Genomic DNA, 12906 nt, shown 5'->3' with positions numbered 1-12906 from the left:
TCGTTGGTTTTTTATTTTAACTTAAGTTAGCAAATTCTGCCTGAATCCATTGGTTTTCATTACCAATTCGGTAATAGGTTTGGCCACCGATTTTCTTTTGAGCAAAAACTAACCAAGAAGTACCTGGCATAACCGTTTGACTTGTCATATCACCTCTGGCATCCCTCAAGTATACAGCGTAATTCGTAGTTGGCGTGTTACCTACTGTCGCAATTGCTGTTAAGTCTGTTTCGACCGAATCTGATAGATACTGCATTTGTACCCAAGTTTGACTATTTGCACTACCAATTCGAATATAGCTAATGCCATCAACGACCTTAGTATCAAAGCCAGTTACTTGACTATTACTTGGTGTATAGCTACCAGTTAGTGGTTGAAGTTGACCATTTTGATCAAAAGTCCAATTTTGAACACCATAGTTTGGGATATAGTGAATGGTTCCTGACACACCAATTAGCTTTTGAATTAAAGCTTCAATATCACTTGGTGATGTCTTGAGTTGTGATTGATTTAGGATATCTCTTAATCCATTAAAAGTAGTTTCATCATCAATTTTTTTCAAATCTGACTGTTTCAAATTATCAACGTAATTATTGACTGTTTGTTTTTGACCAGCTTCTAATGAAGTTGATTGGTTAACGTAGTCTGTAATTTGTTTAGCTTTTTGATTTGTTTGGTAACGTGCTTGTGATTTTGCATTCAATAATTGATTTTGTGAATCATCAGTATTTTCTGGTTCTTTAACCGTAATCGTAGCTGTTTTCGTTTGATTACCGTAACTATAAGTTACTTGATAAGTCCCCACTTTTTGCGTATCTACGGTACCTTCAACAGTAATATCATTGCCAAAGCTCACATGTTCTCCATAATCATCAGTTGCTGAAACAAATGCATCTTGATTGTTGAATGATTGACCCTTTGTGAGGATAACATCTTTAACAGATAGACTTTGGCTGCTATCTGTGATGCTGTATGTTACAAGTGTCTGTTGTCGACCAAATGATCCTTCAGTTTCAATTGTAAAAGATTGTGGTAGCGATTCATTATTTAATACTTTCATCAAAATTTGATTATTTGTTGCATCATACTTAAATTGGATACTATCTAAAAAATCAGTCCATCTATCGCTTTTAATATTATCACCAATTCCACTATCCGGACCAGTTGGAACAAAGACATTCATTTCACGCGAACTATCATTCTTCACTACCTCTCCTGTTCCTGATTCACCAAAGGACACACCTGTTGTAATTGTTAAATTTTTTATTGGAATAATTGTATTATTTTTAAGAGGTTTAATAGGTAAATTTTTACTTATTTTTTGATTTCGACTAGATGGATAATCACCATAAGATGTGTCAAAGTTCATCCCAACAAATGAACTCCAATCCGTTATCTGATTATTGTCTGCTGTCCAATAACGCAAACTATTTCTATTAGCAATCATTTGCGGGCTTTGATTTGAAAAAACACTAACATCTGATATTTTGTTATCATCCGCTCGAACTACTTTCAGATTAGATAAGTTAGATTTAGCATAAAAGCTAATATCTGTAATTTGATTATCATTAAGATTTAATGTCTTTAAGTTAGATAAATTAAATCCCGTACTTAGTTGATTACTTGATAAATTATTACCACTCAAATCTAATATCTCTAAACTTTCAGGTAACTCACTATAACTAAACATCTCATAACTATTTAAATCAGAAGCAAAATTAACATTATGAAAACTCAATTTTTTTAAATTTATTGCTTTTTCAAGTCCTTTCAAATTAGTGATATTTGTATTTTGAATATTTAACTCTGTTAAATTTTCAATGTTAGTTTGTGTTATATTGTCCGTATCTAACTGTTTTTTAACAGCTTGTTGTAAATTTTTATCTGGCATCCAACTATCAATCGATTCATCAGCTTGAACTACAGAAGTAGGCGCTGAAATATTCATTAACTGCTGTGTACTCATCAACAATGTTGAAGCTAATAAACCCGTTGAAATGTATTTGAAGCTTTTTTTCATTATAATTACCTCAATTCTTTTATTGAAATTAATTGTTATTTTCTATGAATAATCATATGTTTGTGTACAATTTTTTACAATTAAAAAGTCTTAGATTAAGTAAAAATTAACTATCTATAAAAACAAAAAAACCAACAAGTTTAAACTCGTTGGTTTTTTGTTTTACCCTGCAAATAGCTTGAAGACAATCAGTATAATGGCTGAGAGCAGCGAAATTGAATTAAATAGTAAATGAGTAATAATTGGTACCCAAATATTTTTTGAAATTACATAAGTTAAGGATAAAACAATCCCTGCAACAGCATAAGGTACAGTTCCTAAAAGACTACCGTTGAAGTTATAGAAGTGAGAAGCCCCAAATAAGAAACTAGATAGAATCATCAAAGCAATCCAAATCACTTTATTTAAGTGCTTAAAGCGATAGAACATTTCATATCTAAAAGCAATTTCTTCCACAAAAGCAACTCCAAGATTGATGAATCCCACAATCAATGTCATTAATAAGCCTAGCCAATTATCAATTGGGAATGAAAAGGTTGGGAAGTTTTGTGTTTCAGAAATAAATGGCTTAAACACTGGACTCACTAGCGCTACAACTGCCTGCAAAACAATATATGACACAACAATCATCACAATATTTTTCCATTTGGATTGTTTAAATAATTGCCACTGCTCTGACAATAATGATCGATAACGTTTGCTATCGTAGATAAAGATTCCGAGGAACCAAGCTCCTACAATTAAGAAGTAAGTATAAGCATTACCTCCGGGTATAAAAGTTGCGATACTTAAAACAATTAAGGTTAAAACAAAATAAATCGAGACTGATTTAAGATATTTTGTCATATCTAATTTACTCATTTTACATTTCTACTTTCTTTTTTAAAATTGTAACAAAATACACCCATAAGTAAATCCTGCGCCAAATCCAACTAATAATACTTTTTTGCCAGTCAAATCAACTTCACTATTCATTAACTGGGCTAATCCAATCGCCATGCCTGCAGCTGAAGTATTCCCATAATACTCAACATTTCGAGAAAATTTATCTATTGGCTGATGGATTAATTCTGCTAACTTCTCGATTAAACGTAAATTAGCTTGGTGAGTAACATAAAAATCAATATCATCCACAGTTAGCTCGTTTTGGGCTAGGAAACTTTCAATATAACTTGGAATTGTTGACACAACTTGTTGATAAACGCCACGACCATGCTGGTGGAAAGCCCCAATTGACGGATAATTATCCACTGATAAATCATCGATTGTATTCACACGACCTGAATAAATCAAATCTTGATCATCGACTGTGTATAAGTTCTCATTGATAAATTGTGGCTGATCACCTGTTCCTAACAAAACACCACCTGCACCATCACCAAAGAACACACTACTTGTTCGATCTTTAAAATCAAGCATTTTTGAATTGACGTCTGAAGCAATTACCAATACTTTTTTATATTGACCTGATTGGATGAATTTATCCGCCGTACTTAACGCTGACATAAAGCCTGAACAAGCTGTATTCAAATCAAAGGCCCACGCATTTTTGGCTTTCAATTCTTTTTGGATAATGGCTGCTGTGGCTGGTGCCAAACTATCGGGAGTAAAAGTGGCCACAATAATCAAATCAATCTCTTCTGGTTTGGTGTTTGTTTGTTCAACAAGTTCAAGTGCGACATCTGTTGCAAGCTGGCTTGTATTTTCACCTTCAAGACTCATGCGGCGTTCTTTAATGCCGATATGAGACTGAATCCAGTCATCTGATGTCTCCATAATTTGTGCTAAGTCGTCATTTGTAACAATTGTTTTTGGAACTTTATGAGTTGCTCCAAGTATTTTTGAAAAAACCATGCGGACTCCCTTTTCTTAATTTAAAATTCAATCATTAAAATTATAGCTTAATCATACCCCTTTGACCAAGGCATTTAAAATTTCTTAAAGGTTATGTCAAGCGTTCATGTAAATTACCTTTACAAAAAAAAATACTATGTTATATTTAACTTATTATAGAATAGAGTTAAAAACGACAAGTTAGACGAGTACTGTTTGAACCCTATAAAGCGAATTGAGGATAGTGAAAGCTCAATCTAGGCTCTTTGAACACGAATAACACTTTCTTTGTTTCTAGCTGAACTAATCACTGATTACAGTAGGACTAGACGTGACTAACCCGTTATCGTTAGAGAGCATTTTTTGTGCTTTTAAAGTGGTTATTCGTAACAATTTGGGTGGTACCGCGAAGTCTTTCGTCCCTTTACTGGATGGAAGGCTTTTTATTTTGCCTTTTTAGCTTTAATATTCATAACTTAATGGAGGTTATCCAATGGAAAATGTTTCAGTAAAATCTTTATACCAAAGTCAAACACATGACCAAGAAGTTGAAGTCAGCTTAACCGGTTGGTTAAAAACACTTCGTTCATCTAAAAAAATCAGTTTCTTAGAACTTAATGATGGGTCATTTTTGAAAAATGTGCAAGTCATTGCCTTAAAAAACCTAGAAAACTATGATGAAATCACTAAAATGCCAATTAACACAACGGTTAAGGTAACTGGTCATGTTGTCGATACACCTGATGCTAAACAACCTTTTGAGGTAAAGGCTACTTCAGTTACAGTTGAAGGACAATCAGATAGCGATTACCCACTTCAAAAGAAAAGTCATTCTTTTGAATACCTACGTTCAATCGCTCACTTACGTCCTCGTACAAATACATTCTACTCAGTTTTCAAAATTCGTTCACTAGCTTCATTTGCTATCCACCAATTCTTCCAAGAACATAACTTTGTTTATGTTAACACTCCAATTATCACAAGTAGTGATACAGAAGGTGCTGGTGAAATGTTCAGAGTAACAACACTTGATATGAACAATTTACCAAAAGATGATCAAGGTAAAGTCGATGATAGTGAAGACTTCTTCAAAAAACCAGCTAGTCTAACAGTTAGTGGTCAATTAAATGGCGAAGCTTTTGCCCTAGCCTTCCAAAATATTTATACATTTGGTCCTGCTTTCCGTGCTGAAAACTCACATACTGCTCGTCACGCTTCAGAATTCTGGATGGTTGAACCTGAAATGGCATTTGCTGACTTAGATGCTAATATCGAAGTTGCTGAAGCTATGCTAAAATACGTGGTTAACTACCTACTTGATCACGCTAAAGAAGAACTTGAATTCTTAAATGAAAACATCGATGAAACTTTACTTGAACGTCTAAAAACAACAAGTGAAGAACCTTTTGCTCGTGTTACTTATACAGCTGCAATTGACCTTCTTCAACAAGCTGATGCTGACTTCAAGTACCCAGTAAGTTGGGGAATTGATCTTCAAACAGAACATGAACGCTACCTATCAGAAAAAGTCTTTAACCGTCCAGTATTTGTAACTGACTATCCAAAAGACCTAAAAGCCTTCTACATGCGTGCTAATGAAGATGGCAAAACTGTTGCCGCTGTTGATATGTTAGTTCCTGGAATCGGTGAACTAATCGGTGGTAGTCAACGTGAAGAACGTTATGATGTTCTTGAAGAAAAAATCAAAGACTTCGGTCTAGATTCGACAGAATATGAATGGTACCTAGAACTTAGAAAATACGGTGAAACTATGCACTCAGGATTTGGTGTTGGTTTTGAACGTCTTCTAATGTACGTCACAGGTATGGAAAACATTCGTGATGTTATCCCATTCCCAAGAACACCAGGTAATGCTGAATTTTAGAGTAAAATAAAAAAACGCACATGATATGTGCGTTTTTTTATTTTACTCTTGTCTTAACTTCATAAAGACTTTCATCAATATCTTCTAATAATCGGCTCTTTTGGCCTGTATATAAAATAGCCAAACTATGCATAGCACGAGAAGCAATCGTATAAACCAGTTGGCGTTCACTTTCTTTTTGGTAAACGGCATCTGAAGCGTTATACATTACAACACTATCAAACTCAAGTCCTTTAGCTAAGTAGGCGGGTACGATTAAAGTTCCTTCAACTAAACGTTGGTTTTCAGAACCAATCAGGGTACTTTTGACACCTTTTTGCTTCAATAAGTTGAAGACATCTTTACTTTCTTGTAGTGATTTAGTAATAACCGCTGTTGTTAAGCCTTTATCAGCTTGTGCGGTCAATTGATCAGCTAATTCGTCAATCATTTCGCTTTCATCTGAACACGAAACCATCACAGGTTTTGGCCCGATACGTTCAAAAGCTGTGATTTTTTGACCATTACGCAAAATACCACGTGTAAAGTCTGTGACTTGTTTAGTTGAACGATAAGATGTCGTCAACTGTGATACACTTGTTTTTTCTGGATCAAATAAGTGTGAAATATCAGCTAGTAACCGTTGATTTGGTTCTGTTGCCAAAATCGTTTGGTTCAAATCACCCAGCATGGTAAAACGAGCATTTGGAAAATTGAATTTCAAATAAGCAATTTGAAAAGGTGTGTAATCTTGTATTTCATCGATAAACACAAATCTCATTGAACGTTCACCTGTTCTACCTGTTAATAAATCATACAAATATAAGTAACAAGAAACGTCTTCAATCGGTAATTCTTTTGCTTTGATTTTTGCAAGTGTTTGTTTGACTTCTGCTTGCCATTCAGCAGTTGTTATCCCGTGTTGTTCTAAATCCAGAATACGAGGGACTTGTTGCATAAAGTGGTTGTATTGAGCAGAAAAGTTAATAAAGCGGAAGTTATTGATATACTTAGCAACTGATTCAAGGCTTTCAGTGACGATACGTTTAGCAATAAACTTGTATTCATCATCGCCTGATTCAAATTCTTGATCTGGTTGTTGATAAAACATACGTAGTTGCTCTTCACTTAATCCTTCAATCATTTCTTGCACCCATTTTTTCTTCATTTCAGAAGAAACACGACGGTTTAAGATTTTGATTAATTCTTCTTTTGTGGCTTCAATACGGTTCATTAATTTATAATTACTGTTAAATCCGTAATAAATTTCTTTGATTTTTTCCTTATCAATAAAAGGTTCGCCTCGGAATTTAATATCTCGGAATTGCACGCCACCACGAGCAAGACGATTGCCATAACGAGTTAGCAAATTAAAGAACGCGTAACTTGATTTTAAGTTTGTGATTTTTTCACTAGCTGGTGATTGTTCTTGTTCAAACTGTTGGAATAAGTTTTGTACTTTGAAGCTAGGAACACGACGGGATGCAAATTGCCAATACGTCATCTGCACCATGTTTTGTTCACCCAATTCAGGTAAGACATTTTGTACGTAGTCATTGAACAACTGGTTAGGTGAAAACATAATCACTTGATCACTTGTTAAGTTTCCACGATAACGATAAAGCAAGTAAGCAATACGTTGCAATACCGCACTCGTTTTACCCGAACCGGCAGCTCCTTGAACAAATAGTAAATCAGAATCGGTATCTCGAATAATCGCATTTTGTTCTTGTTGAATAGTTGTGACAATTGTTTTCATTTGTGATGATGATTTTTCATTCAACACTTCAAGCAACATTTGATCACCAATCGTTTCTTGGGTATCAAACATGTTTTCAATTTGTCCATCTTTAATGATAAATTGACGTTTCAATGATAAATTAACATCTTGCTTGCCTTCAGGTGAATTATACGTCACATCCCCTAATTTTCCATCATAATAAATTGATGAAATCGGTGCTCGCCAATCATAAACCAAGAATTCATCTTTATCATTGGTAAATGAACTCAACCCAATATAAATTGTTTCAGGTCCTGGTTCCCCTTTTTCTTTAAAATCGACACGAGCAAAATAAGGATTATTTTCTAATTTTTCAAGCACATCTAAGCGGCCACTTGCGTGTTGCCAACTATTGTTTCTTTCCATCAACATTTGTTGTTGCTGACGAATGGATAAAGCAGTTTCAATCGTTGTTGAATCACCGACATAATTAATTTTTACATCATCATAAAAATGCTCATTCAGATTTTTTTCTTCTGTTTTAGCACGTTTAATAGATTGATTTAGTTTTTGTTGACGCTTGTTAATTTCCCCTATCACATGGTCTAAACGAGCCTGTTCATCCCTGCGATTTTGTATATTATTACTTGTCATAAACTCACAACCTTACTATAGTTTCCCTAAAAAATTTACTAAATATGATACCACAATTTTTTTGTTAATAGCAACGACTATTCACTATCCTTAATCAAATCATTAAAAATATTCCTTTTTCTTATATCAATGCTTTATACTAATCTCTATTCAAGAAATAAATCATTTTATAACGGTATCTTAGGTTATGTATCCTTCAAATGTACCGTGGGTAATGGCGACATTAAAAGAGTTAGCGATATAAAATTTTCTATTAAAACTAAAATCCCCCTAAATATAATTTAGGAGGATTTTTTAATTACTCGGACCTTTGCTGATTGACCATGTTGCTGTCCCCGTATACGTTTCGGCATACACGTTTTCAGGGTAAACAATTAGCTTAACTCCTTCACTTGATTGTCTTTTTAATGTAAACTCACCACTTCTTTGAGTTCCTGAAATAAAGGCAAATGCTGTATTTGGCTTATATAGCTTATTACCCAACGCATACATAGCGCTTAGCGTATGTGTTTTAGACTTCAAATCTGAAATTGATAAGTTAACATTTATGTTTGACGGTGTAGTGGCATTCATCACTATCAACAGACCCTTAATCACTTGATCGTCTACAGTTTCATAGATTGTTTTTTTAGACTGGATTAATTGCACACCGAAATTTAAGTTAGGCAAGCTAGTGATTGTAAATTCACTTAAATTACCATAAGCATCGTTCATATTATCAATGGCTACATCTGCAATAGTTTCTATAGACTGTAATGTTTTATTTTCAAATTGAGTCTCACTATTAATTTTTTGAACAGCCTTACCCAATATATCTTTGATGTCAGAAGAGACCGCTTCTTTTGTTTTTTGACTTAAACTCGAATCATTTATTTTTTTGATTAAATCGTCATAGGTTTTTTTCAGTTTATCGATATTTTGGTCTTTTTCCGATTTCAATAGTGCTTCGTTGTATTGTTTTCCAAATTGGCTATACTGTAGAATCCTTACAGCTTCAAATGACGGATAAACAGGTCTTGCAACTTCAGTACTTGAAATCATATAACTCGATATAAACGTGTTTTGAGGTATGAATGATCGGCTTAGTGTGATGTAAATATTAGCGTCACCGCCATTATAACCACTTCCAAGATAAACTCCTGAAGAAAAAACTTTATAGCCATCCGAATCTTGTCCAACTCTATTTTCAAAGTTGTATTTCTTTTTACTATTGGGGGGTCTAGGATCTGCTTTGGCTCCGACTGGATCAATGCTAATTCCTGAAACAATTTTCTCTAAGTCTTTAGAAAACTTCACTCGGTATTCTAAAAACCTTTCAGCCCCACCTCTGGTCATTGGATACCCATATTGATAGACCAGTTGAAATTGACCACTGCTTGTCTTTTGTAATCTTGGAGTTGAAATAGCAATATTAGAAGCAATAAAAGGATATCTTCTCTTATTACCATTTGTTCGTTCACGTTCACCAACCTCATTTTCATAATTAGTATCAGAAAAACCATAACTTGTTTTGGCATTAACAGTATCAAAATTAAAAGCACCTAGGATTAACATCATTGAAAGTAAGAAGCTCAAAAACAGCATACTTCTAATGCGATTATATTTATAATGATTAGGCAACACATTCTCACTTCCTCTTTTTTAAAAGTGAAAACACATATTAATTAATTGTTTTTCACGTCACTATCTAGTTTACACTAGTCTTTTAATATCCCACAAGTTAACAGTTCACTAATTAAATTAAAATATTATATTTTTAATTTTTATAGAATTCTTTTATCTGTTTACTTATTTCAATTGGAATAAAACGCAGTTTGATTTGCTCACCATGTCCACTGCTGATTTTAAGAGGTAGCTTGAGATGTCCGATTTTTTGATGACGATAAAGTAATGGCGTTGTCCTCTGTGTAATATTTTGCACTTTATTCTTATCCAAAAAATTAATTTCTTGCGTTAAAAAATGATAACGCTGAATACAAATAAAGCGTTGCTGACTAAAACCATAACCTTGTCCCTGAGATTGTAGGTAATTACAAGCTAAAATAAATAGGCTACAAAACACAACTAAAATAACAACCCAAATAGGTACAAAACGCCAAAATATAACTTCAAAACCCGCCAAAATTGCCATTAATAGTAATGTCCAACGCATAAAGTACCATAATCGATTTTGCGTTAATAAGCTGATTTTAGGTGTGTGCAATTGCCATTCTGGTAAGTAAACAGATAAGAATGAATAAACTTCAGCTGTCTTAATAATAGGAAATAAGTATGTATGATTGTCACTATTATCTTCTTTACTTTGTTTATCTTGACCACTGTACACATAAACTAAAATAGATGAAAAACCAAATAAACGACGAATCGGATGTTTTTTCACTTGAACATTTTGAATTTTGTGAATAGGAATTTGTTGCGTTTTTTCTTTTAGCAGACCACTCTTAATAGTCAACGTATTTCCTGTTCGAGCAATGCGAAAATCATAATAATTCAAAAGTGTGCGAATCAACGAATAGATAAAACTTAAAATAAGGACTGAAAAAATACCCATAATAATATAAAGCGTACTACTAAACATTACCCGAGTCACTTCGCTATTAGCTTTACTTCCCGCATGTTCTAAAATACGTGCTCCTAATCCAGCAATCACAGCTGACGAAGCTAAAATATTAAGATTAGTAATCGCAAATAGCAAGATATGTGAAGCCGGTAGCTTCTTAACTGCTGCTCTTTTTTGGGATTCACCCGTTTCAGTTGGTATTTTTTCTACGAATTCTTGTGATGTACTTTGCGGTTGACCTTGATTACGATACTTTTCAATCAAATCAAAAACAGCAATTGGAACAACTTTCAGTACTGCTTCTGATTTATTATCACTACCGCCAGCTGTTTCTATGTTGACTGTCGTCAAATCAAATGGTGCTAAAAAAAACCATTGGCTTTGGCGAACTGTTTGAATGCGATCATAAGGAATCACAGTTGTCGTTTTTTTGATAAGACCCTTTTGAATTGTGATATCTGCTTCATCAACCGTGTAGTAAGTCGTCAAGTAACTTACAATTTCTATTACAATATAAAGGACTGGCAACCATAGAAAAGTTAGTCGACCACTTGCAGCTCCTAAAATTGCCAAAATCAAAAAACCAACTAGCGTTTTGAATGACTTAAACAATGCCAGCACTAACGCCATTGGATGAAAACGTTTGTGATTATACATTCAAATCAGCCACCTTTGCACGTTTTGTCACTTCTTCACGAAGTTCAGAAGCTGTACTTGGATTAAGCCCTGAAATACTATGCTTTGTTGCAGCAGTGTGAATAATTAATTCTTCTAAATCAAAAATTTTAAGTATCGGGCCTTGTTCAATCTCAATATGTTGTACACGATTAAGCGGCACATAAACGGTTTTTCTAAAGAAAACCCCACGTTGAAAAGATATCGCATCCCCATCAATTTGATAACGATGAAAGTGATAACGATAAGGAATCAGCACTAAACTCCCCACAAAGAAAGCAACAATAGCAATCAATACTATTGGCATTACCCACTCCTTGTATGGAATTGGAAAAATATTGCCAACTGTCCCCACAACAATCAACGAAATGATTGCCTCAACAATATCTGATATAAACCAGGCTTTTTTAATTCGGCTAGGCATTTTTTGTGTTAGTAATTGATAATTCATCTTAACTCCTCCTGTTTTAGCATAAAGTATAACACAAGAACTGAACTTATTTTATAACCAGTACCCCAATGCCACAAAGATTAGACCTAAGCTATACGTTATAAGCAAGTGAATGACAAACAATAACAACTTTCTTTGTTTAACTAACTGCACTAATTCAGAATTAAACGTTGAAAAAGTCGTATAGCCTCCCATTAATCCTGCACCAAGTAATGGATATGCCCACCATGAACTATAGTTTTTGGCAAAAATACCGAGTAAAAAGCTGCCAGAGATATTGATTATCATCGTTGCTAAAAATGAATACTTAAATCGCGGGCGACCATTTAAAAACGCTGTCAAATTACGGCGACATAATGTCCCCACGCCACTTGCAATCCCAATCAAAAACCACATTATTGATCAGCCTCCTCTTCTTGTTGAATCACTTGCTCATCAGTTTGTTCGTGACTAAATCCAGTTAAAGATGTCCCTAGATAAGCCAGCAAAAAGCCACCGAGTACGGTAATTAACGTGTAAATTAATAAAGCAATAAACTGGCCACGAATAATCAACGTTAACGTATCAAGCATCGCACTTGAAAACGTCGTGAATGCCCCAAAGAAACCTACGCCTATAACTTCTTTAAGTAGTGGGCGTTCTTTTTGGCGGTCATTCCAAATTGGTAATAAAAATGCCCCAATTAAGTTGGTAATTAGCGTGGCAATAGGAAACCCATTAAGCATTAGCCCTTGCCCGATAAAATAGCGACAAATCCCACCAATCGCCCCAAATATAAATAATAAAACTTGTAAAATCATGTTTCTTCCCCCAGTTAATCTGTCCAAGCAACAAAAAAACACCTGTTGAAATAAGCTTCAACAGGTGTCATCAGCAATACTTGCATTTAATGGCGAACACCATCACCGTTTATTTTGAAAGTGTCTTTTTAGTTGTGGAATCCAAAAGACAATCACATAACCGACTGCCATTCCCATTAACGTAAAGACAAGTACAGCACTTTTGTGTTGGTTCATTAGGATTATCCCAATAATTAAACCAATTAATGTACAGATACCTAATATCCATCTATTCTTTGTCATACTGTATCCCTCAATATCTTTACTATTATTATTCCACGATATTGACT

Annotated in this window: 11 protein-coding genes and 1 riboswitch; of the genes, 1 reads left to right on the top strand and 10 read right to left on the bottom strand. The window is 34.2% G+C overall.

Translation table 11 applies throughout. The features are described from left to right. Positions 1 to 16: 16 nt before the first annotated feature. The 3 genes from JNUCC72_RS00860 to JNUCC72_RS00850 form a co-directional block, all read right to left on the bottom strand. Complete coding sequence (locus JNUCC72_RS00860) at positions 17 to 2020, bottom strand: leucine-rich repeat domain-containing protein (RefSeq protein ID WP_454143997.1); 2004 nt, start codon at positions 2018 to 2020, stop codon at positions 17 to 19. Between the two features lie 162 nt (positions 2021 to 2182). Continuing rightward, complete coding sequence (locus tag JNUCC72_RS00855) at positions 2183 to 2881, bottom strand: CPBP family intramembrane glutamic endopeptidase (RefSeq protein ID WP_454143995.1); 699 nt, start codon at positions 2879 to 2881, stop codon at positions 2183 to 2185. Positions 2882 to 2902: 21 nt separating this feature from the next. Continuing rightward, on the bottom strand, positions 2903 to 3874 hold the full coding sequence (locus JNUCC72_RS00850) for a beta-ketoacyl-ACP synthase III (RefSeq protein WP_454143993.1): 972 nt from the start codon (positions 3872 to 3874) through the stop codon (positions 2903 to 2905). 472 nt (positions 3875 to 4346) lie between these two features. On the opposite strand from JNUCC72_RS00850, the gene asnS reads away from it, so the two are divergent. After that, positions 4347 to 5738, top strand: coding sequence for an asparagine--tRNA ligase (gene asnS / locus JNUCC72_RS00845; protein ID WP_454143991.1), 1392 nt, complete (start codon positions 4347 to 4349; stop codon positions 5736 to 5738). Between the two features lie 37 nt (positions 5739 to 5775). Here the strand turns inward: asnS and helD are convergent, their stop codons facing one another. The 7 genes from helD to JNUCC72_RS00810 form a co-directional block, all read right to left on the bottom strand. Beyond that, the gene (gene helD / locus JNUCC72_RS00840) at positions 5776 to 8091 is read right to left on the bottom strand and encodes an RNA polymerase recycling motor HelD (protein WP_454143989.1); all 2316 of its coding nucleotides are present in this window, start codon (positions 8089 to 8091) and stop codon (positions 5776 to 5778) included. 294 nt (positions 8092 to 8385) lie between these two features. Then, complete coding sequence (locus tag JNUCC72_RS00835) at positions 8386 to 9711, bottom strand: hypothetical protein (protein ID WP_454143987.1); 1326 nt, start codon at positions 9709 to 9711, stop codon at positions 8386 to 8388. A 136-nt stretch (positions 9712 to 9847) separates the two neighbouring features. Next, positions 9848 to 11308, bottom strand: a complete 1461-nt coding sequence (locus JNUCC72_RS00830; protein ID WP_454143985.1) for a PH domain-containing protein — start codon at positions 11306 to 11308, stop codon at positions 9848 to 9850. Next, entirely contained in the window at positions 11301 to 11777 is a 477-nt protein-coding gene (locus JNUCC72_RS00825; protein ID WP_056974252.1) for a PH domain-containing protein, read from the bottom strand. The genes JNUCC72_RS00830 and JNUCC72_RS00825 overlap by 8 nt, the downstream gene beginning before the upstream one ends. Positions 11778 to 11828: 51 nt before the next feature. Beyond that, on the bottom strand, positions 11829 to 12173 hold the full coding sequence (locus JNUCC72_RS00820; protein ID WP_454143983.1) for a fluoride efflux transporter FluC: 345 nt from the start codon (positions 12171 to 12173) through the stop codon (positions 11829 to 11831). Then, complete coding sequence (locus JNUCC72_RS00815) at positions 12173 to 12577, bottom strand: fluoride efflux transporter FluC (RefSeq protein WP_454143981.1); 405 nt, start codon at positions 12575 to 12577, stop codon at positions 12173 to 12175. The genes JNUCC72_RS00820 and JNUCC72_RS00815 overlap by 1 nt, the downstream gene beginning before the upstream one ends. A gap of 54 nt (positions 12578 to 12631) precedes the next feature. Next, a riboswitch (Fluoride riboswitch) is annotated at positions 12632 to 12693 on the bottom strand. Next, positions 12680 to 12859 (bottom strand): hypothetical protein, encoded by a 180-nt coding sequence (locus tag JNUCC72_RS00810; protein WP_056974249.1) that lies wholly within the window; start codon positions 12857 to 12859, stop codon positions 12680 to 12682. It overlaps the preceding riboswitch by 14 nt. Positions 12860 to 12906: the final 47 nt, after the last annotated feature.

The sequence above is a fragment of the Holzapfeliella sp. JNUCC 72 genome (assembly GCF_053668685.1).
This window is presented reverse-complemented; position numbering and strand designations above follow the sequence as displayed.